Raw genomic sequence first — 21,837 nt, 5'->3', positions numbered from 1 at the left:
TAGATGCTCTTAGTTGCTAAAAATGTAAGTGTTAATCCGACAGACAGGCTTTCATTTTTTGGTAAGTTATTTAGAGTAGATGAGAACCCAGAACTTGGTATGTGGCTTTTGTTATTAACAATATTCGCATTAAGTGCGATTGTTTATAATCTAGGGTTTGCAAGAAAGCTTAAGTTTTGGCAGAACATTATTATCTATATATTACTGTTTCTAGGTTGTCTATTATTAACATTCCTTGCAGTATTTTTACCTGTAGGAGAAAGTTTAATAATAGCAGCAATTGTTTTAGGTCTATATCGTTACAGACTTCATAAAGAACGAAGTGGCGAAAAACAACAGTAAAAAGGTAGCTCACTTGTGGGTGGCCTTTCAGAATGTCGACAAAGTCTTTTATTAGACTTTGTCGACATTTTTTGTATATATAATTAGAGACAAACAGTATAGTTACAAAAAAATAAGTATATCACTTTGAATACTGAGTATCTCAGTAGCGTGATATACTTATTTATTTTAATCTTTAGGTTTATCTAATCTAGCTTTACAATCATCACACATGAATGTGCGAATAGGGTGATTTCTTAGTCTTTTTGCTTCTTTAGATTTAGAATCTAAGTTGACGACTGAATCACAGATAACGCATTTTACTTTCATAATCATGGTTATACAACCTCGATTTCAGCTACATAGCTGAATTTATTTTGGTAACCATTTTCTTGGTCGTAAGTGAATGCATCAATTTTCCCATCTTTGTATATCATTTTTCCTTCATTTGAAAAGTGGAAAAATAAATACGGCCATTGTTCAATTGGAATATCTATAGATTCTTTGTCATTTTTTAAAACAACTTTTGTAGCATTTTCATTCGGCTCTGAATTTTTTATGAAAGGCATTGCATTGATTACAAAACTTTCTTGTAAAAACGAACGTTTTTTATAAGTTGTTTCACTATTTAATGTAGGAGGCATTGTAGCGCCTTCTAAAATAGCGCGGTTCCATGCTACGTTGTTCTCAAATTCAATTGGTCTTTCTCCATTGAAAATGCCTTGTTCTAAATCTTCAATTTTCACTTTACGATCGTCAAAGATCCATGTTGTTGCGTCTAAAGTAATATTAAATTTTGAATTCCCTTTAATTTGTATCATTTTTTTCACTCCTATCAATCTCACATTTTAATTTTAACATATTTGTAATTAATAACCTTCTGTTTTCGCTTGCAATTTTCACATTTCTAGTCTAAAATTTTATAAGTATAGAAACTAAAAAGATTAAGGGGGAGTATGTCATGCATAACGATTCAGAAATTTGTCAAAAGGCATATGACCAATTATATAACGATTCTGAAAAAATCCTCCAGTTAATAAAGGTACAAATGGACAATTTAACTATGCCACAATGTCCTTTATATGAGGAAGTTTTAGATACGCAAATGTTTGGTCTTCAAAAGGAAGTAGATTTTGCAGTACAAATTGGACTTGTTGATAGAGAAAAGGGTCAGACACTTATGGCAAGTTTAGAAAAGGAACTATCTAAATTGCATGATGCTTTCACAAATGCTTAAATGATACAAAGTCTAGAGAGGAGAAATCTTTCTTTAGACTTATTTTTTTAGAATTGGAATGAGTAGATGGACTATATTAAGATGTTTTTTCGCTACATTAAAAATTACTCGAAATACATAGATTTCACATTGTTAATTACGTATATCATTTTATCTTTCATTGGCTTAGTGATGGTTTATAGTGCAAGTATGGTAGCAGCTACAAAAGGAACGTTAACAGGTGGATTACCTGTATCAGGTACATACTTTTTCGTAAGACAGTTAGTGTATTGTATTGCTGGATTTTCCATAGTGTTTTTCATGTCATACTTTATGCACATTAATATTTTGAAAAATAAACGTGTACAACAAATTGTAATATTTACGATTTTCGGATTGTTAATACTGACATTATTAATTGGTACTGAGATAAATGGTGCGAAAAGTTGGATTAATCTTGGCTTTATGAATTTACAAGCTTCAGAAATTCTTAAAGTAGCGATGATTTTATATTTATCTTTTATTATTGATAGAAGACGAAATCGACTCAAACAGTTTAAGCTCGCACTCATGATGCCATTATTTTTAATTGGTACTTGTATTGGTTTAGTTTTACTACAAAATGATACTGGACAAGCTCTTATATTATGTATGATAGTGTTATGTATTTTCGCTTATTCTGGTATAGGTATTAAAGCTATTTTAAAATGGTCGGGTCCCATTTTTGCTGGTGTAGTATTATTGATCATTTTTAGTATTATATTTAAAGGCGGTATACTATCCCAGCACCAAGCAGACCGTTTTCACGTATTAGAAAATCCATTTAATTATGAAAGTGGCATCGGTTATCATTTAGCTAATTCATTGTTAGCAATCGGCAATGGTGGCATTTTTGGTAAAGGATTAGGTAATGGTATTATGAAGTTAGGTTACTTACCTGAGCCACATACAGATTTTATCTTTGCAGTTATTGCTGAAGAATTAGGTTTAGTCGGTGTATTATTTATTCTTGGATTATTGTTCTTTATTGTATATAAAGGATTTTTATATGCTGCACTTACAGATTCATATTTCTTCAAACTTGTATGTGTAGGGATCTCAAGTTATATTGGCGTACAAACATTTGTAAACTTAGCAGGTATTTCTGGAACGATTCCATTAACAGGTGTCCCATTACCATTTATGACGTTCGGTGGTTCGTCCATGTTGAGTTTAAGTATAGCTACTGGAATATTACTTTTAACGGCAAAACAAATTAGAATTGATGAATCTCATAGAAACAAATAAAATGCATATTTAATCAGTGAAATTAATAAATTATATGAAAAAAACGGATTATAGTAGAATATAATCCGTTTTTTTAATATAATAGAGTAATATATTGTTTTTAGAATATTCAAATACATTGAGGGGAGCCTCCAAACATGAGCAAAATAAACAAATTATTAGTAGCCAATCGAGGCGAAATTGCAATCAGAATTTTTAGAGCAGCAACAGAATTAGATATAGAAACGGTAGCAATTTATTCTAATGAAGACCTAGGTGCTTTACATAGGTATAAAGCGGATGAATCATATTTAGTTGATGAAAATCTAGGACCAACAGAAAGTTATTTAAATATAGAAGCGATTATAAAAGTAGCTAAAAAAGCAGATGTTGATGCGATACATCCAGGATATGGTTTCTTAAGTGAAAATAAAATGTTCGCCAAACGATGTGCTGAAGAAGGCATCAAATTTATAGGGCCAGAACTAAGGCACTTAGATATGTTTGGTGATAAAATTAAAGCAAGAGAAACGGCTATTGCAGCTGGTGTGCCAGTTATACCTGGGACTGAAGGTTCTGTAGAATCATTTGAAGAAGTTGAAGAATTTACTAAACAAAGCGGATTTCCAGTAATTATTAAAGCGATCTCTGGTGGCGGTGGTAAAGGTATGCGTATCGTAAACGACGCAAGTGAATTAGAAGATTCATACCAACGTGCTAAATCTGAAGCAGGAAAATCATTTGGTAATAGCGAAGTTTATGTCGAAAAATACATAGATCAACCTAAACATATTGAAGTACAAGTAATAGGTGACGAACATGGAAATCTTGTTCATTTATATGAAAGAGATTGTTCCGTTCAACGTAGACACCAAAAAGTTGTAGAAGTAGCACCATCTGTATCACTAGGTGATGAACTAAGACATCGTATTTGTAATGTTGCATTAGATTTAATGAAAAAAATTGGTTATGTCAACGCAGGTACGGTAGAATTTTTAGTTTCAGGAGATGAGTTCTTCTTTATTGAAGTTAACCCACGTGTGCAAGTTGAGCATACAATAACTGAAATGGTAACGGGTGTAGATATCGTTAAAACTCAAATATTAGTAGCTGAAGGCGAACCTTTATTCGGTGATAAAATTGAAATGCCACAACAAGAAGATATTACAACTTTAGGTTTTGCAATTCAAAGTCGTATTACGACAGAAGATCCATTAAATGACTTTATGCCAGACACAGGTAAAATTATTGCTTACCGTTCAAGTGGTGGTTTCGGAGTTAGACTAGATGCTGGTGATGGATTTGAAGGCGCAGAAATCTCACCATACTATGACTCGCTATTAGTGAAAGTTTCAACTCATGCAATGTCATTAAGACAAGCAACTGAAAAAATGTTACGTTCACTGAAAGAAATGAGAATAAGAGGTATTAAAACGAATATACCGTTCTTATATAATGTCGTTAACCATGAGAAATTTGCCAAAGGAACATATACAACTAAATTCTTAGAAATCAATCCAGAGCTATTTGATATAACGCCATCACGAGATAGAGGAACTAAGACATTACAATATATTGGAAATATATCCGTTAATGGTTTCCCTAGTGTTGAAAAACGGGAAAAACCACATTTTGAAAAATTTAAAATAGAAGAAGTAACGGATGAAGAAATAAAAGCTTTATCAGGTACTAAACAAATATTAGAGCAACAAGGACCTGAAGGTGTGAGCAAGTGGTTAAAAGAGCAAAATGAAGTATTGTTAACAGATACAACATTTAGAGATGCACATCAATCATTATTGGCAACACGTATGAGAACGTATGATATGTTGCAAATTGCACCTGAAACTGCGAAATATTTAAATGACGCATTTTCTTTAGAAATGTGGGGTGGCGCAACATTTGATGTAGCGTATAATTTCTTAAAAGAGAATCCTTGGGAACGTTTAACGAGATTGCGCAAAAAAATTCCGAACGTTTTATTCCAGATGTTGTTAAGAGCATCAAATGCTGTAGGTTATAAAAACTATCCAGATAATGTTATAGAAAAGTTTGTTAAAGAAAGTGCGGACGCAGGAATAGATGTATTTAGAATATTTGACTCTCTAAACTGGTTAGATCAAATGAAAGTAGCTAACGAAGCGGTACAAAAATCAGGTAAAATATCTGAAGGAGCTATTTGTTACACGGGTGATATTTTAAATCCGGAAAGATCTAGTGTCTATACTTTAGATTATTACATCAACTTAGCTAAAGAATTACAAAGTGAAGGTGTTCATATTCTTGGAATTAAAGATATGGCCGGTTTATTAAAACCAAAAGCTGCATATGAGTTGATCAGTGAGTTAAAAACACAAATAGATATTCCAATTCATTTACACACACATGATACAAGTGGAAATGGTTTATTAGTATATCAAAGTGCTATTAACGCAGGGGTAGATGTAATTGATACAGCTGTTGCAAGTATGAGTGGTACAACATCTCAACCTTCTGCTAACTCTTTATACTATGCTTTAAGTGGTAACGAAAGAGATGTAAGAACGAATATAGATGGACTAGAAAGATTATCTCAATATTGGGATACAGTTCGTAATTATTATTCAGACTTTGAAAGTGATATACGTTCACCACATACAGAAATTTATCAACACGAAATGCCTGGTGGACAATATTCGAACTTGAGCCAACAAGCTAAAAGTTTAGGTTTAGGTGAAAGATTTAATGAAGTTAAAGACATGTATAAACGTGTTAACTTATTATTTGGAGATATTGTTAAAGTTACACCATCTTCAAAAGTTGTAGGTGATATGGCTTTATACATGGTCCAAAATGACTTAGATGAAGAAAGTGTTATTAAGCGAGGTCACTCATTAGATTTCCCTGAATCAGTCGTATCATTCTTCAAAGGTGAAATAGGTCAACCAGTAAATGGATTTAATAAAGAATTACAAAAAGTAATCTTAAAAGGTCAAAAAGCAATCGAACAAAGACCTGGAGAATTATTAGAACCTGTTGATTTTGATGCTTTACGTGAAGAGCTACAAACTAAACAACAAGGTGAAGTGACAGAACAAGACTTAATAAGTTATGCAATTTACCCTAAAGTTTATGAGCAATATATTAAGACGTACGAAAGTTTTGGTAACTTGTCATTATTAGATACGCCGACATTCTTGTTTGGTATGGCTAAGAATGAAACAGTAGAAATTACGATAGATAAAGGTAAAATCCTTATCGTTAAATTACTTTCTATTGGTCATGTATATGAAGATGGACATCGTTGGGTATACTATGAATTAAATGGTCAGCCAAGAAAAGTATATGTTAAAGATGAACATGTAAAAGTTTCAGAAGCAGTACTTCAAAAAGCAGATTTAAGCAATGAATCTCACATTGGAGCGCAAATGCCTGGAACAATATCTGAAGTTAAAGTTAAACAAGGTGATGAAGTTAAACAAGGTGATGCATTAATTATTACTGAAGCTATGAAAATGGAAACAACAATTCAAGCACCATATGATGGAACAATCAGTAATATTTACGTATCAGCAGGTGATAGTATTCAAACACACGATTTAATCATAACGATAGATAAATCAGAATAAGATACAAAAAAGAAGGCTTGGGTATTTATAACCCAAGCCTTCTTTTTAATGATTAATTTTTTCGTTTTGATCGTACGATTAACATGATGAAATAACATAATAATCCAAATAACATTGTAATAAATAAAGCGTGTAATAACGCGATAAATAAATTCACTCTCGTTATGACTGATAAAGCACCAGTTGTAACTTGTAAACAAACTAATGTAAAGGCTAAAGTCCAACCATATTTAATGACACGATATTGTGCATAATTTTTAAATGCATAGATGAAAATGTATAATATCCAAATAAATATGATAAATGCTAATGATCTATGGGACATTTGAACCCATTCATAAAAGTTCTGAGGTAATCCTGCATTACCATTTTGACAAAGCGGCCAACTTAAACATGCTAAACTTGCATCTGCATGTCTTACTAAAGCGCCAGAATAAATGACGATGTAAATGAAAGTTGTTACAGCGTAAGTGTGAAATTTTAAATAATTATCTATTATTAAACTTTTTGCTTCGAATTTTTGATCAATTTCATAAATAATCAATGTAAGTAATAATACTGAAGCAAAACTAATGAGCGATATTCCAAAATGTAAAGATAAAATGAAATCATTTTGTTGCCAAATAACTGCAGCTGCACCTATAAGAGCTTGTGCAAAAATGAATGCAATACTTGTTATGCAAAGCGGCTTAACTTCTTTGATATATCCGATTTTGACCCAACTTATATATGCGAGCATACATACTAATATAAGTGCTAATCCAGATACACCTCGGTGAGCTAATTCAATAATCGTTTCAATTGGCCAATTTGAAGGAATGAAAGACCCATTACATAACGGCCAAGAACTCCCACAGCCATCAGCAGATCCTGTTTTTGTTACTAAAGCTCCACCTAGTTGGACAAATAACATGACAATTGTCGCTAAAGTCGATAGCCATTTTAAAAATTTATCAGTAAACAATACGAACACCTCAAGTAAAATTTAAATTCATATTTAAAGTACTATAAAATGGGCTATATTCAAAAATAAACCTTATTTATATTTAAAAATATGATAGAATTTAAGAGAACAACGTATTAACAATTATTATTACCTTAATACGATTATAATTTAAACACTAATATCTATAGTATAACAATGAATGAGCATTGTAAATGTTACACAATAATGACTTTTTATGCGAACTGATTACAAGTAATAAAATGTCAAAATTTTGTTTCAAAAATGTATAGATTATGTGACAATTTTCATATATCATTGAGTTATATGTGAAAGATAATGGAAGGAGGGACAAAATTGCAACAAAATCAATATAGTGTGACTTCTGAAAAAGAAATGGATACAGGACGTCTCACGTTATATGAAATTAAAGCCATCATTAAAATGGGCCTTGTTCAAGGGAATCTGATCCCAACATTTGCAGGTGCATGGCTTGCAATAGTTTTTGGTGGATTTAACTTCTTCCAAAGTTTGCCTGTTGTATTATTAATGATTGCAGGGTCAACACTCATTATGGGTGGAGCTTGTGCTATCAATAATTACTACGACCAGGATATTGACTCTATCATGCCGTCTAAACAAAAGAGACCAACTGTTAATGGACGAATTAGTGATCGCCATTTAATTCAATTAAGTTTTGGTTTAATGGTTGTGGGTGAAATTTTATTATTCATGATTAATATTCCAACAGGGATAATTGGATTACTTGGTATATTTGGATATGTCGTATTGTACTCAATTTGGTCTAAAAGACATACCGTATGGAATACTGTAGTAGGTAGTTTTCCTGGCGCAATACCACCACTAATTGGTTGGTCGAGTATTGATCCAGCATTAAGCCCATTAGCATGGACGCTATTTTTAGTGTTATTTGCATGGCAACCTGCTCATTTTTATGCTTTAGCTTATCGTCGTAAAGACGAATATGCCTTAGCTAATATACCGATGTTACCATCAGTTAAAAGTTTCAAGAGAACGCGATTAAGTATGTTACTTTGGGTAGTTCTTTTATTGCCACTACCGTTCTTGATGGCTCAACTAGGTATTGTGTTTATTGTTATTGCAACAATACTCAATTTAGCGTGGATGTTATTAGCTTTATATGGATTTAAAAAAGAAATAAACAAATCAAAATGGGCTACGAGTATGTTTGTTTTTTCATTAAATTATCTTGTTATTTTCTTTGTAATGACGGTATTAGTTACTGTTATACAATTGATATAAATAATATGAATGAATGCATGAAAGAGGGGTTAAACGAATGAAGACACGTTTAAAAAACACGAAAATGTTCGGTTTGCTTGCTACACTGCTATTTATTTTAGCGGGTTGTGGCGAACCACATTTATCAGTGCTTCGACCAGCTGGTGAAGTTGCTGATAAACAATTCTTTTTATTAATGCTTTCAATAGGCATTATGTTGCTTGTTATTGTTATAGTTGTTGTTATTTTCTTATTAGCAATGATTAAATTCCGCAGAAAAAAATTAGGTGAAGATTTTGTGCCTAAAGATGTGGAAGGAAATCACAAATTAGAATTAGTTTGGACAATCATTCCAATCATTTTACTTATTATTCTTGCTATTCCTACTGTTATGCTTACGTTCTCTCTTGGAGATACGAAAGCAATAGATAAAGTAGATGAAAAAGGTAAAAGTAAGGAACTTGTTATTGATGTGACTGCTAACCTTTATTGGTGGGAGTTTAGTTATCCAAATGAAAAAATTGTTACCAGCCAAGAGCTTGTAGTACCAACAGATAAAAAAGTTTACTTCAGATTACATTCTGCTGACGTTAAACACTCATTCTGGGTACCTGCAGTTGGAGGGAAACTGGATACTAACGTAGAAGGTATTAATAAGTTCTACTTAGAATTCAATGATAAAAAAGCTAAAGAAGTTAAAAATCTATTCTATGGTAAATGTGCTGAGCTATGTGGACCATCACATGCATTAATGGACTTTAAAGTGAAAGCCCTACCACAAGATGATTTTGACAAATGGGTTAAAGATATGAAATCTGTTGATAAGCCTGTAGCTGCTACGAGTAGTCAAGCTAAAGAAGGTGAAAAGGTATTTAATAAATCATGTGCCGGATGTCACGCTGTTACACCAACAGGAGAAGGTGCTAAAGGACCTAACCTTACTAACTTTGGTGATCGTGATTTAATTGCTGGTTACTTAAAACATGATGAAGAAAACCTTAAGAAATGGATTAAAGACCCAGAAAGTGTTAAACCTGGTAATAAAATGACTGGTCAATACAAAGTTTCTGATGAAGACATTGATGCTTTATCTGCCTACTTAATGGAAAGAAAAGTTGATAAGTAAGAATTGAAAGGGAGGTTACTCTAGTGTCTACTCAAAGTAAAAAGGGGTTTGGATCAACTGTTTGGGACTATTTAACAACAGTTGACCACAAAAAAATTGCTATTTTATATTTAATTGCTGGGGGATTATTCTTTGCCGTTGGTGGAATAGAAGCAATGTTAATCCGTATCCAGTTAATAGTTCCAGAAAATGACTTTGTGTCAGCTGGTCTGTTTAATGAAATTATAACGATGCACGGTACAACGATGATATTCTTAGCTGCCATGCCATTGCTATTCGGCTTTATGAATGCTGTTGTTCCATTACAAATTGGTGCACGAGATGTTGCATTTCCATTTTTAAATGCATTAGGTTTTTGGTTATTCTTATTTGGTGGAATATTCTTAAATTTATCTTGGATCTTAGGTGGCGCACCAGATGCAGGTTGGACATCTTATGCAAGTTTGTCTCTTGAATCTGCAGGACATGGAATTAACTTCTATGCTCTTGGTCTACAAATTTCAGGTGCTGGTACATTAATTGCTGGTATCAACTTTGTAGCAACAATTGTTAACATGAGAGCACCTGGTATGACGTATATGCGTATGCCTTTAATGACTTGGACAACATTTGTTGCTTCAACATTAATCGTATTTGCGTTTCCACCATTAACTATCGGTCTTTTCTTATTAATATTCGATAGAATGTTTGGGACATCATTCTTTGTTGCTTCTCAAGGTGGTAACACAATTATTTGGGAACATCTATTCTGGATCTTTGGACACCCAGAAGTTTACATTCTAGTATTACCAGCATTTGGTATATTCTCAGAAATTATACCTGTGTTCGCTAGAAAACGTTTGTTTGGTTATTCAGCGATGGTATTCGCAACAGTATTAATCGGTTTCTTAGGATTCATGGTATGGGCTCACCACATGTTCACAGTAGGTTTAGGCCCAGTTGCCAATGCTATTTTCGCGGTTGCGACTATGGCAATTGCAGTACCAACAGGTGTTAAAATCTTTAACTGGTTGCTCACTGTTTGGGGCGGTAGTGTAGAATTTACAACACCTATGTTATATTCACTATTCTTCATTCCATCATTCGTTATGGGTGGGGTAACAGGTGTCATGCAAGCATCAGCTCCTGCTGACTATCAATTACATGACTCATACTTTATCGTTGCTCACTTCCACTACGTTATCGTTGGTGGTGTTGTACTTGGAATATTAGGTGGATTACATTATTGGTTCCCGTTAATAGCTGGAAAAATGTTAAGTGAAAAATTAGGTAAAATCTCATTCTGGTTATTCTTAATTGGTTTCCATTTAACATTCTTAATCCAACATTTCTTAGGACTTTGGGGTATGCCTCGTCGAGTATTTACATATTTACCAGGACAAGGATATGATATTCCAAACTTAGTATCTTCAATTGGTGCTTTATTTATGGCAGTAGCTGTCGTTATTTTACTAACTAACGTGGTTATGACATTGATTAAAGGTGAAAAAGTTGGTAGAGATGCTTGGGGAGATGGCCGTACTCTAGAATGGTCATTGCCAATACCTACACCGCATTACAACTTTGCACAAACACCTTTAGTGCGTGGTTTAGATGCATTATGGGTTGAAAAAACACAAGGTGATGGAAAAATACTTCCTGCTGAATCTCTTGATGAGATACACATGCCTAATAATTCAATAGTTCCATTTATGCAAGCTTTCGGACTATTTGTAGCATCATTTGGTGCAATGTATTTTGCAGATGGTAAAGAATGGGCTTTAGATGCAGTGAAAGATTTAAATGAAAAACCTTGGGCAGTATACGTACTTATTCTTGGTTTAGGTATTACTGCAGGAAGTATGATTGTAAGATCACTTAAAGATGATCACGGTCATCATATTTCTAAAGAAGAGTTATTAGAGTATGAAAGAGGTGAACGTTAATGTCACATGAAGAAGTTAAATTTACTGCTGACAATTGGCCAGAACATCCTGAAACAGCATCAATGGAAGGAAAAAATAAACTTGTAGGTTTTTGGATATTCCTAGGTGGAGAGGTTGCATTATTTGCTTCATTATTTGCAACTTACTTAGCATTGAAGGATGCTGTGCCAAGTGAAGATCATTTATTAGCTAAAGATTTATTCCATCTACCATTAGCGTTCGTAATGACGATGTTATTATTAACATCATCTTTAACAAGTGTTTATGCTTTATATCACATGCGTAACTTTAATGCTAAAGGCTTGTTTATATGGATAGGCATTACCGTATTATTAGGTTTAGGATTCTTAGGACTAGAAATTTATGAATTCGTGGAATACGTACATCAAGGTCATACATTCCGTTCAAGTGCCTTTGGTAGTGCATTCTACTTCTTAGTAGGAACACACGGTTTCCACGTAGTTATTGGTCTAGTATGGTTGTCATTACTTGTCATCCGTAATAAGGGTAGAGGTTTAAGTATTTATAATGCACATAAATTTAATACTGCTGCTTTGTATTGGCACTTTATTGATGTTGTATGGGTGTTTATCTTTACAGTAGTATACTTGATGGGAGCGTTAGGATAATATGAGCCAACAATTAAATCATGACGCACAATTACTAAAAGCATATAAAAAGCGTAAAAGTACAAAAGAAATGCGTATGCAGGTTACGAACTTTTCGATTATGATTTTTGTTACATTTATTGCTTTCGCATTAGTAGCTGCAGAACTTCCTAAAGAATTTGTTATTCCAGTAATTTTAGGATTAGCAGTTTTACAAGTCGTGTTACAATTCTATTATTTCATGCATATGAAAGCTGAAAAACATGGTGTGCCCAAATTGTTTATGATTACAGGTATATTCTTTGGATTATCATTTGTTGTAACATTTATCTATATTGTATGGTTAGGCGATCCATTATTTGTTAAAACAAAATAATGATTTTAAGACTCAAAAACTTTGTTATATAAGTTTTTGAGTCTTTTTATCCTTTTCATTATTTGGTCATATCATTGTCATAACTATTTATATAGTTGGGTTGTTTAACTGAGCATTAAATTTTATAATAAGAGTAATGACTTTATGAGGAAGTGTGATTATGGGTAACTTAACCTCAATATCAATATTTGGATTTTGGGCAAATTGGACTCCGTTCTTTTTTGTAGGGGTATTATGCGTTATTGTTTTATACTTTTTGATTTGTGGGAAATGGTATAAAGATATACCAGGAGGTAGACCATTAAAAAAAGGAGAGGCAATTTTATTTGTCATATTGATGCTATCTATATATTTATTAGAAGGTGGACCGATAGATCTGCTTTCTCACATTATATTTAGTTTTCATATGCTTCAAATGGCAGTGCTGTTTCTAATTATTGCGCCAATGTTATTCTTTGCGATTCCTGAATACATTGTGAAATACGTAGAAGGACTGCCTGTTATCAATAAAATAGTTCATTTATTTACTAAGCCTATTTTAGCGATATTTCTTTTTAATGGTTTGTTCTCTGTATACCATATACCATTAGTATTAGATACTTTAAAACAAGATGTTGTATTGCATGATTTATACACTATTATTTTATTCATTAGTGCTTGGTTTATGTGGCATCCAATATTTAATAGACATATACCTGAAGAAAATCATATGTCTAATATCAAAAAGATACTTTATATTTTCTTCATCGGCGTGTTATTAACACCATCATGTGGTTTAATTATCTTTAGTGGAAACGCTATGTATGACACATACACGTCAGGAGAGGCATGGTTAGGCGCAATGACTCTATGTGTACCTGCAGATACTTTGAACGCTGTCGTCCAAGGTACAGGCTTATCTGGTCCTGAATACTTCACAAACTTTACACCATTAGAAGACCAGCAAACTGGTGGCGTCATTATGAAAGTAATGCAAGAAATCGTATTCGGTATCTATTTATATATCATATTTATAAAATGGTTCCGTTATGAACGAAAAAATGAAAAACAGATTACCGATGATAGCTTGAAAAAATTACAAGAACAAAGAGCTTTATACAAACAATTCAGATAGGATGTATGAAAATGAACTTACCTATATTACCTACAATTAGTACAACTTTTATAGTATTAAGTGCAGTCTTAGTAGCTATAGGATGGTATTTTATTTCTCAAAAAAAAATAGAAACACATAAAAAATTTATGTTGTCTGCTGCAGTTGCTGCCATAATATTTTTCACAATTTATGCTAGTAGAACAATATTTATCGGCAACACTTCTTTCGGCGGACCCGATAGTATCAAAATTTATTATACTGTTTTCTTAATTTTCCACATTACGCTTGCTACTGTTGGGGCAATGATGGGAATATACACAATATATTTAGGATTGAAAAACAAATTGGACCAACATCGTAAATTTGGACCAATTACATCTATAATATGGTTTTTTACAGCCATTACAGGTGTTGCAGTTTATTTATTATTATATGTTTTCTACCACGGTGGCGAAACAACTTCAATGATAAAAGCAATCTTAGGACATTAAATTAAAAGAGTTTTGGACATAAATCTCAACTTAAAATAAAACACCCAATCCGTTGGAATCATTTTCGGATTGGGTGTTTTTTATATTTCTGATTTTGTAAAGTGCTGACGCCCGGGGAAATAGTATGTGCCAGACTCTTATTTTTATATTTTAAAGTCTGTTTTAATAAATCCTGATTCTAAAATTGTTTTGATAATGATTAAAAATAATGGACCGACAAAAAATCCTAAAAATCCTAGTAATTTTAATCCGATAAACATTGAGATTAAAGTAGGTAGCGGTGTTAAACCAACACCTGTACCAAATATTTTTGGTTCTAATATCTTTCTTTGTACTAATAATATAATAGAAAGTATAATCAGTTGAATACCTAAAGTAGGGTCTCCAACGATATATGCATAAATAGCCCATGGTATTGTTAAACCTGTCGCGCCAATGATTGGTAGCAAGTCAATAAACCATATAAACAGGCTAATGACAAATGCTGAGTCCACTCCGATTATGAGGAGTCCTACATAAGTAAACACCCATGTAATAAAGCTTAAAACAATACTTGCTGTAAGCATTCCGATTATAGAATGTCCAATTTTGTTATATATTTTAAACACTTCTCTATAAGTTGAAGGGTATAAGTGTTTTTTTATGAAGTTATGAATGTTCGGTATTTCTAACATAAATAGAAATAGTGCTACAAGAAATACTACAAGACTGATAATAAATCCAGGTAACGATGAAACAACCTCTGTTATATTTTGTACGCTAAAATAATGCGTGATGGAATCCCTCAATGTTGCGACAAAATTTTGGAGTTCTTTATTGATCGTTACAGCCATTTCATCAGGTAGCACGGCTTTCATTTTGTCATCGTATTGTTCAATAATTGTTATTAAGATATTTATTTTATTAGGCAAATCTTTTATAAATAGCACGATTTGATCAATTAACTTTGTTGAAAATAAATATATAACAAATCCTGTTATTGTAATCATAAGTGAATATATAAGCGCTACGCTCCATTTTCGACTATTAATTTTATGTGTCAATTTGTTAACTAAAGGATTTAATGCAAGCGCAATAATGAGTGCTAAAATTAAAGGTATGGATATTGGAATAATAAAATAAATAAATAGTATAAATAGAAATATGATGATAAATATACTGACGTTACGTTTGTTTATCCATTTTTTCATAATTATGACCTCTTTACTTAACTTAGATATAAATTAAGAGACGTGAAAAATCACGTCTCCGATTATATCTTTTGGAATTGTATAATTAATGAGCACTTAATGTGTTTAATGCTTTAATCTCTGACGTGATACGTTCAATTAATAAATTGCAATGTGCAACTAAATTATCTGGATAAACTTCGTCATCACCGTATTCTACACCAGTTGGATAGTAATGTTTACCTAGATAAGGATCCATTAATTGAATTGTTGCGTTATTAGCACCGATGTCCCCTTTAAGTGCATAACCTGGAATTCTTAAGTAATAAATACCTTCACTTATTTCGTATTTAAAATCATAAGTGATGCGTTCATAATCCCAATGTCCTCCAGCAGCAAAACCATGCTTATTCATAACATCTTTTAATAGTTCTTGTTCAATGATTACCTTTTCAAGACCTGTATTATCAAATACCATGTATTTTTCCTCCCTCTATGTACCTTTATGTATATTTTATGATAAAAGCTTCAATGTTGCAATGTACATTTAAATTTAACAAGAATATTAAGATTTAGATTGATTTAACTAAAAGTTTTACTGTAAAATGATATAATTAATGTTAGAAATAAAAGAGGAGGTAAATAGTTGAAAAATATTATTATTAAAGTTGTAGCAATAACTATTTTAATCATTGTACTCTTTTATTTATTCTATTCGCCTAAATTAGAATTTGATGTCTTGAAGAATCCTAACTATTCACATGACAAAGCAAATGAAAATTATTATGAGCAACAAGCTGAAAAATCAACTGGCAATGCCAAGTTGAAAGAGGGCGTAGGTACATATATTTATAAAAATATAGACGACGTCATTAACGATTTAGGCCAACCAGATAGGGTATATAAGGCAGAGCATGATAGAAAAAATTATGTCTTTAAAAATAAAGAACATTATTATTTAGTTTCGACTAAAAATAATAAAGTTTCATCAGTATTTGCTACAGGAAACAAAGTTAATGTTTCTCCGATAAAAATCAAACAAGATGCTACAAAATTCTTTAATGGAACAAATATAGATATGGAACCTGTTGTCGATAGTTCATACGGTAAATATCAACTTGAGCTTTCAGAAAGAGATATAAAGACACAGTTACTGATTAAATATGGCAATGTGTATGCTCAAGTCTTAATCGATAGTGAAACAAATGAAGTCATGGGTGTACAATTTATGGATTCAAATGTTGTTATTGAAAACGCACCATTCTCAATGTCGAAAATATCAGGAGATAAAGATCACAAACTCAATCGAACAGATAAACAAAACTTCCAATCACACATGAATAAAGATTTATCTCTTCTTGAAATTGTAAATGAAATCAGAAAAATGAAGGGTGTTAAACCTTTAGAAATGAATGATCAATTAACATACATTACGCAATTAGAAGCCGACTTAATAGAAGATGATGTTGATGAAGAAGAAGCGGTTAAATCATTAGAAGATGGTATAATGAAACATATCAACAATCAAAAAATTGAATACGAAGCAATTAACCAAAACTTAGCATATAATTACTATGATGTACCAAGTTTAATTAATAGTTGGTTGAATAATAATACTTATAGAGAAAAATTATTAGGTAGTCAATATGATGAGTTTGGTGCTGGTAATTCACGCGAATACTATTCACTTGTTTTTAAAGAGAATAAAAAATAAGGAGGTCTCATATTATGTTTACAGTAGAAACAGTTCACATACTAGATCAATCTGATGAACTCAGTGCATGTATAAAAGAATCAGATATTTATCAAGAATATCAAGAAGCAAAATATAGACTTGAAACAGATTTAGAAGTGAGAATTTTAAAACAGAAATTTGATCAAATTAAATCACATTATGATGATTGTCTGCGATTCGGAAGATATCATCCTGATTATAATAGAGTTATGAAAGAAACGAGACAGCAAAAAAGAGCATATGAAATGCATCCTGTAGTATCTAACTTCAAAACTAAAGAAACAGCACTACAAAACTTATTAGACGAGGTTATAAGCATTGTATCTTACTCTGTTTCAAACAATGTTAAAGTTGATACGGGTAATCCATTTTTCAGTAGTGACAGCCATGGTGATAGTTGTTCAACTGGTGGCTCTTGCGGATGTTCATCTTAAGATAATAAAAAAGGAACTTTCCATTAGATTATATCTAGTAGAAAGTTCCTTTTCTTTTTAATACTGTTTTTTAATTAAAAAATGTGCCGTATCTGGACGGTCAGTTACAATTGTATGTGCACCTTTTTGGATTAGGTCATCCATTGTATCTATTTGATTAATTACCCAATAAGCAACGGAAATATTAAGTGAAGTTAAAAATTGAATAAATCCTTTAGAATCTAAGGGTAGCCCTTTAGATTGTGCGGGTATTTGGAAAGTATCTGTTTTAGGTTGGTAAGTGTGACCATACCCTGAGTGATAAGCTAAAAATGCTTTTGTCACTTCATTTTGACCAGTTCCTAATGAAATAGAATCTTGTGCATATAAGTTAAATCTTTCTATTTGTTCATCATAAAAACTTGTAATATTAACACGATCTTCAGCTTTTAATTCAGAAATAACTCGGAATAAATGAGAAGGTGCTAAACTTCCTGTGTATGATTCAGGATGATCTTTAATATCGATATTAACCAATACATCTGGATATTCAGTTAATAGTTCTTTTAAAGTAACAATTTTAGCTTTGTCATCCCCTCTATATGGATGTTCGTTATTGATATCTTTAAAGTGATAACCAAAATCTAATTGTCGTAATTCTTCTAATGTGTGATCACCTACAAAGCCAGAACCATTACTCGTTCTATCTACAGTGTCATCATGTGTGACAACAAGTACTTCGTCTCTAGTAAGACGTACATCGACTTCGAATCCAGTTACTTCATACTTTAATGCATGATCAAAAGCTAAACGTGTGTGTTCTGGTCTTAAAGCCATACCTCCCCGATGTGCAAAGACATACGGAGCTGGTTGTGTGAAGAATGGTTTGATTTTGCGCGGTTTAACGTTTGAAGTAGATTTTGTAACTACCCATGAACCCGCAACGATGCCTCCGATAAGACCTGTTGTTTTTAATAAATTATTTTTTGACATTTTATCCAATCCTTTCGAAATGCAAATAAAGACTCATATATATTCTATCAAATTGGTATAAGATAGAAAAGCAAGTCACTTGTTGTATGAAGTTATCTTCTTCCATCATCTTCTATAAAATGCTAATATAAAAATAAAAAGCGTAAGGAGGATATTGTAATGGAGCTAGTTGAACGAATTAGTATAATTGTATATTTAAAAAATATGAAACACGAAAGACAACTGCGTAAATTTGGTAATATATATCATTCAAATAAAAAAGAGCAGTATGTCATGTTATATACTAACGAAGATAAAATAGATGATACTGTTCAACACTTAATGAAACTTAAATATGTTAAAGATGTTAACGTATCACCATTTAAATACGTTAAAAGAGATTATTCAAATACTAAAACGGATAAAAAAGAATATTTGAATTTTTAATTTACTGAAGTGGTGGCAAATAACGCTCAAGTCGTAATACACCTTTTAAATAAGCGAAGTAAAGTTCATCTTCTGCAAAATCAGAGCGAGGCTTTACATCCAACCCTTTAATTTGGATATTATATTCATTTGCCCATTCAGTAATTAAATCGAATTTTTTATTAGATTCTGGATATGGATATTTAAATCCATCTAAAATTGTATAAATGGCTTGGAAATGCTTACCTTCTGTTGGTTTCATAATGATACATGCAGAAGATAATTTTTCTTGAGATAATGGTGTGTGCAACATTAAAATGTCGGAAATACGTTCGTGATTGTATTCAATTAATGTTTGGAACTCAAATAAATCTGTTAGACCGTGACCAATGACGATAAATGATTGTTTCATTTTTATAACCCTCGTTTTCGTTAATATACTACAACACTAAGTATAAATAATAATTAATAATAAAGAAAGTGATGATTAAAATTGAGAGTAATAGGTGGAAAATATAAAAGATTACATATAAAAACGATAGATGGTCAATCAACTAGACCGACCACTGATAAAGTGAAAGAAAATATTTTTAATGCTCTACAAGACATAGAAGGATTAGGATTAGATTTGTTCGCAGGTAGTGGTGGTTTAGGTATCGAAGGATTATCTAGAGGATTAAGTAAGGTTATTTTTGTAGATGGTAATTTTAAAGCTACAAAAATAATTAAAGAAAACTTAAATACATTACATATACCAGATACGCAATTCGAAGTTTATAAAAATGATGCAAATAGAGCTTTGAAAGCTTTAAATAAACGCGACATAAAATTTGATTATATATTTTTAGACCCACCATATAAGAAAGAGTTAATTAATCGTTCATTAGAAAAAATCGAAGCATTTGACTTATTAAATGTAAATGGTACAATAATTTGCGAATTTGATAAAAGTGAAAAAATAGATACAGGTAAGTTTGAGGTTCTCAAGAAATATGAATATGGACTTACTCACGTAATTTTGCTAACAAAAGGAGAAAACAATGACTAAGAGAATAGCAGTTGTTCCAGGTAGCTTTGATCCAATTACATTGGGACATATTGATATCATTAAACGAAGCGCTAAAATATTTGATGAGATTCATGTATCGGTATTAAAGAATTCATCTAAAAAAGGGCTGTTCACAACCGATGAACGCGTTGTTCTAATCGAAGAAGCGGTAAAAGACGTACCGAATATAGTGGTCCATTCATTTCATGGTTTGCTCGTTGACTTTTGTAAAGAAATTAATGCTACAACTATTGTAAGAGGCCTTAGAGCTGTTAGTGACTTTGAATATGAAATGCAACTGACATCTATGAACAAGAAACTAGATGATGATATTGAAACATTATATATGATGACAAATAATAATTATTCATTTATCAGTTCAAGTGTTGTAAAAGAAGTAGCACAATTTCATGGCGATATTTCAGAATTCGTACCTGAAAATGTAAATAAAGCATTAAAAGAAAAAATTAAAAATAAAGAATCATAATCAAAAACGCATGATATTTATCATGCGTCATATCGTGGACAAACTAAACGTGGACAAACGTTTGGTTTGTTTTTTGTCTTTTTTGCTTGTTTCATTTAAATATCGTAAGATTTTAAAATATAAAAAGATCTCTTCACTAGACTAACCTAATGAGAAATCTTTATTTTGAGAATGGTTATTTATGTCCCAGACCTTTGATATATACTGGCTGGTTGAAATCTGTTGCGGTGTCACCTGATATCATTTGGTATAACTCTGTAGCTTTTATTTCATTTGTGAAATAAGATGCGGATTGTTTATTCACATTTGTAATAATCGGAAGGGGACATTGATCTTTAATGGATTTCAAATATGCCTGACCTTTTTGAGACATTGCGAGTACACGAATTGCTGATGGTTCATAATTTATGACGTCGACTGTTTTAATATTTAATAATATAGCGGTCAACAGACGTTGTAATCGTGTCCAAGTATACCTTTTTGATTTTAGCCTTTTGACAAACATTTCAAAATTGGTGCTATCTTTAATTTCTTTTTTGATTTTATATTCTAAACCTTCAGTCATCATATAGATTTCTCTTAATTCTTCATGGGTTGATCTTAAAATAGTCCATTTTAATAAAGTGAAGAAATGCTCCCAATTGAGACCATTAGATTGACTTAAAATCTCAGAACTTGTTTGAGGTAAACTGAGTTTATAATTTTCTTCATGATTAAAATAAGCATTTCGGATAGAGGTTGCACTTGAAATATGCGTCGTTCTATTTAAGTCTGGATCTAAATACATATTATCTTTTCTTTGTATCGTAACAGGTTTAATGGATAGGTTATTTTGCATAATGTGCTTAACATATTCTATAGCGAGAAGGTTGTTAGATCCTTTAAGTAAGTGCGTATCTTGAACTAATTCAGCAATAATTCTAGGATGGGATTTACCTTCTTTAATCATGCTTTGATATCTGTCATCTTTAGTCAATTGTTCAATTTGGTGAATGGCACTTTTTATATCTTCAATATTTCCTGACTCACTTCCAAAAGATAATGCATCACATTGAAGTTGTTCTGCAATTTGGACGCCACCTTTTGCAAACAAGTCACCTGAAGAAATGGCATATACAAGTGGTAATTCTACGACTAAATCTACATATTGAATCGCCATTTCAGCACGTTTGAATTTATTTAAAATAGCAGGTTCTCCACGCATAGTAAAAGAACCGCTCATAATAGAAATTGTCACATCACTATTCGTTTTATTTCGAGAAGACTCCGCATGATAAACATGCCCATTATGAAATGGATTGTATTCAGTAATTAAAGCAACACTTTTCATTTGCATTTCCTCCCGTTT

At 31.9% G+C, this 21,837-nt stretch carries 24 protein-coding genes; 16 read left to right on the top strand and 8 right to left on the bottom strand.

Annotated elements, in window-relative coordinates:
* The first annotated feature begins 3 nt into the window (after window positions 1–3).
* Window positions 4–342, top strand: a complete 339-nt coding sequence (locus tag LQ598_RS04340) for a YlaH-like family protein (protein ID WP_016911321.1) — start codon at window positions 4–6, stop codon at window positions 340–342.
* Window positions 343–510: 168 nt separating this feature from the next.
* Here the strand turns inward: LQ598_RS04340 and LQ598_RS04335 are convergent, their stop codons facing one another.
* Both LQ598_RS04335 and LQ598_RS04330 read right to left on the bottom strand, forming a co-directional pair.
* Window positions 511–654, bottom strand: coding sequence for a DUF2197 domain-containing protein (locus tag LQ598_RS04335; RefSeq protein WP_083840514.1), 144 nt, complete (start codon window positions 652–654; stop codon window positions 511–513).
* Between the two features lie 5 nt (window positions 655–659).
* Window positions 660–1,142, bottom strand: a complete 483-nt coding sequence (locus LQ598_RS04330) for a hypothetical protein (RefSeq protein WP_016911323.1) — start codon at window positions 1,140–1,142, stop codon at window positions 660–662.
* Window positions 1,143–1,282: 140 nt separating this feature from the next.
* Here LQ598_RS04330 and LQ598_RS04325 point away from each other — a divergent pair, with 140 nt between their 5' ends.
* The 3 genes from LQ598_RS04325 (at window position 1,283) to LQ598_RS04315 (ending at window position 6,411) form a co-directional block, all read left to right on the top strand.
* Window positions 1,283–1,558, top strand: a complete 276-nt coding sequence (locus LQ598_RS04325; protein WP_016911324.1) for an Fpa/YlaN family protein — start codon at window positions 1,283–1,285, stop codon at window positions 1,556–1,558.
* A gap of 66 nt (window positions 1,559–1,624) precedes the next feature.
* Complete coding sequence (locus LQ598_RS04320; protein ID WP_107556837.1) at window positions 1,625–2,824, top strand: FtsW/RodA/SpoVE family cell cycle protein; 1,200 nt, start codon at window positions 1,625–1,627, stop codon at window positions 2,822–2,824.
* Between the two features lie 137 nt (window positions 2,825–2,961).
* Entirely contained in the window at window positions 2,962–6,411 is a 3,450-nt protein-coding gene (locus LQ598_RS04315) for a pyruvate carboxylase (RefSeq protein ID WP_103322629.1), read from the top strand.
* A gap of 52 nt (window positions 6,412–6,463) precedes the next feature.
* On the opposite strand, the gene LQ598_RS04310 is transcribed toward LQ598_RS04315, so the two are convergent.
* Complete coding sequence (locus LQ598_RS04310; protein ID WP_107556838.1) at window positions 6,464–7,375, bottom strand: COX15/CtaA family protein; 912 nt, start codon at window positions 7,373–7,375, stop codon at window positions 6,464–6,466.
* Window positions 7,376–7,750: 375 nt separating this feature from the next.
* On the opposite strand from LQ598_RS04310, the gene cyoE reads away from it, so the two are divergent.
* The 7 genes from cyoE (at window position 7,751) to LQ598_RS04275 (ending at window position 14,239) form a co-directional block, all read left to right on the top strand.
* Entirely contained in the window at window positions 7,751–8,638 is an 888-nt protein-coding gene (gene cyoE, locus LQ598_RS04305) for a heme o synthase (protein ID WP_220453611.1), read from the top strand.
* Between the two features lie 37 nt (window positions 8,639–8,675).
* Window positions 8,676–9,743: a cytochrome c oxidase subunit II gene (coxB, locus tag LQ598_RS04300; protein ID WP_016911329.1), complete on the top strand. Its 1,068-nt coding sequence runs from the start codon at window positions 8,676–8,678 to the stop codon at window positions 9,741–9,743.
* A gap of 23 nt (window positions 9,744–9,766) precedes the next feature.
* On the top strand, window positions 9,767–11,668 hold the full coding sequence (ctaD, locus tag LQ598_RS04295; RefSeq protein ID WP_016911330.1) for a cytochrome c oxidase subunit I: 1,902 nt from the start codon (window positions 9,767–9,769) through the stop codon (window positions 11,666–11,668).
* On the top strand, window positions 11,668–12,297 hold the full coding sequence (locus tag LQ598_RS04290; RefSeq protein ID WP_016911331.1) for a cytochrome c oxidase subunit 3: 630 nt from the start codon (window positions 11,668–11,670) through the stop codon (window positions 12,295–12,297). The genes ctaD and LQ598_RS04290 overlap by 1 nt, the downstream gene beginning before the upstream one ends.
* A gap of 1 nt (window position 12,298) precedes the next feature.
* A complete protein-coding gene (locus LQ598_RS04285) occupies window positions 12,299–12,652 on the top strand; it encodes a cytochrome C oxidase subunit IV family protein (RefSeq protein ID WP_016911332.1) in 354 nt (117 codons plus the stop codon).
* A gap of 160 nt (window positions 12,653–12,812) precedes the next feature.
* The gene (gene ctaG, locus LQ598_RS04280) at window positions 12,813–13,766 is read left to right on the top strand and encodes a cytochrome c oxidase assembly factor CtaG (protein ID WP_107556841.1); all 954 of its coding nucleotides are present in this window, start codon (window positions 12,813–12,815) and stop codon (window positions 13,764–13,766) included.
* A gap of 11 nt (window positions 13,767–13,777) precedes the next feature.
* Complete coding sequence (locus LQ598_RS04275) at window positions 13,778–14,239, top strand: DUF420 domain-containing protein (protein ID WP_016911334.1); 462 nt, start codon at window positions 13,778–13,780, stop codon at window positions 14,237–14,239.
* 143 nt (window positions 14,240–14,382) lie between these two features.
* Here LQ598_RS04275 and ytvI read toward each other — a convergent pair whose 3' ends face one another.
* Both ytvI and LQ598_RS04265 read right to left on the bottom strand, forming a co-directional pair.
* The gene (ytvI, locus tag LQ598_RS04270; RefSeq protein WP_103322632.1) at window positions 14,383–15,429 is read right to left on the bottom strand and encodes a sporulation integral membrane protein YtvI; all 1,047 of its coding nucleotides are present in this window, start codon (window positions 15,427–15,429) and stop codon (window positions 14,383–14,385) included.
* An 85-nt stretch (window positions 15,430–15,514) separates the two neighbouring features.
* The gene (locus LQ598_RS04265) at window positions 15,515–15,886 is read right to left on the bottom strand and encodes a YugN family protein (protein ID WP_016912901.1); all 372 of its coding nucleotides are present in this window, start codon (window positions 15,884–15,886) and stop codon (window positions 15,515–15,517) included.
* Window positions 15,887–16,054: 168 nt separating this feature from the next.
* Here LQ598_RS04265 and LQ598_RS04260 point away from each other — a divergent pair, with 168 nt between their 5' ends.
* Window positions 16,055–17,122 (top strand): CAP domain-containing protein, encoded by a 1,068-nt coding sequence (locus tag LQ598_RS04260; RefSeq protein ID WP_107556842.1) that lies wholly within the window; start codon window positions 16,055–16,057, stop codon window positions 17,120–17,122.
* A 14-nt stretch (window positions 17,123–17,136) separates the two neighbouring features.
* On the top strand, window positions 17,137–17,577 hold the full coding sequence (locus LQ598_RS04255; RefSeq protein WP_103322634.1) for a YlbF/YmcA family competence regulator: 441 nt from the start codon (window positions 17,137–17,139) through the stop codon (window positions 17,575–17,577).
* A 57-nt stretch (window positions 17,578–17,634) separates the two neighbouring features.
* On the opposite strand, the gene LQ598_RS04250 is transcribed toward LQ598_RS04255, so the two are convergent.
* Window positions 17,635–18,549: a glycerophosphodiester phosphodiesterase family protein gene (locus LQ598_RS04250; RefSeq protein WP_016912904.1), complete on the bottom strand. Its 915-nt coding sequence runs from the start codon at window positions 18,547–18,549 to the stop codon at window positions 17,635–17,637.
* A 159-nt stretch (window positions 18,550–18,708) separates the two neighbouring features.
* Here LQ598_RS04250 and LQ598_RS04245 point away from each other — a divergent pair, with 159 nt between their 5' ends.
* Window positions 18,709–18,975: a DUF2129 domain-containing protein gene (locus LQ598_RS04245; RefSeq protein ID WP_107556843.1), complete on the top strand. Its 267-nt coding sequence runs from the start codon at window positions 18,709–18,711 to the stop codon at window positions 18,973–18,975.
* A gap of 1 nt (window position 18,976) precedes the next feature.
* Here the strand turns inward: LQ598_RS04245 and LQ598_RS04240 are convergent, their stop codons facing one another.
* On the bottom strand, window positions 18,977–19,366 hold the full coding sequence (locus tag LQ598_RS04240) for a DUF7147 family protein (protein WP_016912906.1): 390 nt from the start codon (window positions 19,364–19,366) through the stop codon (window positions 18,977–18,979).
* Window positions 19,367–19,447: 81 nt separating this feature from the next.
* Between LQ598_RS04240 and rsmD the strand changes: the two genes are divergently transcribed.
* Both rsmD and coaD read left to right on the top strand, forming a co-directional pair.
* Entirely contained in the window at window positions 19,448–20,002 is a 555-nt protein-coding gene (gene rsmD / locus LQ598_RS04235) for a 16S rRNA (guanine(966)-N(2))-methyltransferase RsmD (RefSeq protein ID WP_107559303.1), read from the top strand.
* The gene (gene coaD, locus LQ598_RS04230) at window positions 19,995–20,489 is read left to right on the top strand and encodes a pantetheine-phosphate adenylyltransferase (RefSeq protein ID WP_016912908.1); all 495 of its coding nucleotides are present in this window, start codon (window positions 19,995–19,997) and stop codon (window positions 20,487–20,489) included. Before rsmD ends, coaD begins: the two co-directional genes overlap by 8 nt.
* A gap of 175 nt (window positions 20,490–20,664) precedes the next feature.
* Here coaD and LQ598_RS04225 read toward each other — a convergent pair whose 3' ends face one another.
* A complete protein-coding gene (locus LQ598_RS04225) occupies window positions 20,665–21,819 on the bottom strand; it encodes a nucleotidyltransferase (protein WP_107556846.1) in 1,155 nt (384 codons plus the stop codon).
* Between the last annotated feature and the right edge of the window lie 18 nt (window positions 21,820–21,837).

This window comes from Mammaliicoccus sp. F-M27, assembly GCF_022387115.1.
Lineage (GTDB): Bacteria > Bacillota > Bacilli > Staphylococcales > Staphylococcaceae > Mammaliicoccus > Mammaliicoccus vitulinus.
The sequence above is the reverse complement of the archived record's forward strand: the minus strand, read 5'-3'. Positions and strand labels throughout refer to the sequence as shown.

Bases quoted from the DNA above. Each gene is read 5' to 3' on its own strand.
- cyoE (WP_220453611.1), top strand. From the start codon at position 7,751: ATGGATACAGGACGTCTCACGTTATATGAAATTAAAGCCATCATTAAA.
- LQ598_RS04290 (WP_016911331.1), top strand. From the start codon at position 11,668: ATGTCACATGAAGAAGTTAAATTTACTGCTGACAATTGGCCAGAACAT.
- LQ598_RS04340 (WP_016911321.1), top strand. From the start codon at position 4: ATGCTCTTAGTTGCTAAAAATGTAAGTGTTAATCCGACAGACAGGCTT.
- coxB (WP_016911329.1), top strand. From the start codon at position 8,676: ATGAAGACACGTTTAAAAAACACGAAAATGTTCGGTTTGCTTGCTACA.
- LQ598_RS04240 (WP_016912906.1), bottom strand. From the start codon at position 19,366: ATGAAACAATCATTTATCGTCATTGGTCACGGTCTAACAGATTTATTT.
- ctaG (WP_107556841.1), top strand. From the start codon at position 12,813: ATGGGTAACTTAACCTCAATATCAATATTTGGATTTTGGGCAAATTGG.
- LQ598_RS04320 (WP_107556837.1), top strand. From the start codon at position 1,625: ATGGACTATATTAAGATGTTTTTTCGCTACATTAAAAATTACTCGAAA.
- ytvI (WP_103322632.1), bottom strand. From the start codon at position 15,429: ATGAAAAAATGGATAAACAAACGTAACGTCAGTATATTTATCATCATA.
- LQ598_RS04325 (WP_016911324.1), top strand. From the start codon at position 1,283: ATGCATAACGATTCAGAAATTTGTCAAAAGGCATATGACCAATTATAT.
- LQ598_RS04245 (WP_107556843.1), top strand. From the start codon at position 18,709: ATGGAGCTAGTTGAACGAATTAGTATAATTGTATATTTAAAAAATATG.
- LQ598_RS04285 (WP_016911332.1), top strand. From the start codon at position 12,299: ATGAGCCAACAATTAAATCATGACGCACAATTACTAAAAGCATATAAA.
- LQ598_RS04315 (WP_103322629.1), top strand. From the start codon at position 2,962: ATGAGCAAAATAAACAAATTATTAGTAGCCAATCGAGGCGAAATTGCA.
- coaD (WP_016912908.1), top strand. From the start codon at position 19,995: ATGACTAAGAGAATAGCAGTTGTTCCAGGTAGCTTTGATCCAATTACA.
- LQ598_RS04225 (WP_107556846.1), bottom strand. From the start codon at position 21,819: ATGAAAAGTGTTGCTTTAATTACTGAATACAATCCATTTCATAATGGG.
- LQ598_RS04330 (WP_016911323.1), bottom strand. From the start codon at position 1,142: ATGATACAAATTAAAGGGAATTCAAAATTTAATATTACTTTAGACGCA.
- LQ598_RS04250 (WP_016912904.1), bottom strand. From the start codon at position 18,549: ATGTCAAAAAATAATTTATTAAAAACAACAGGTCTTATCGGAGGCATC.
- LQ598_RS04265 (WP_016912901.1), bottom strand. From the start codon at position 15,886: ATGGTATTTGATAATACAGGTCTTGAAAAGGTAATCATTGAACAAGAA.
- LQ598_RS04255 (WP_103322634.1), top strand. From the start codon at position 17,137: ATGTTTACAGTAGAAACAGTTCACATACTAGATCAATCTGATGAACTC.
- LQ598_RS04275 (WP_016911334.1), top strand. From the start codon at position 13,778: ATGAACTTACCTATATTACCTACAATTAGTACAACTTTTATAGTATTA.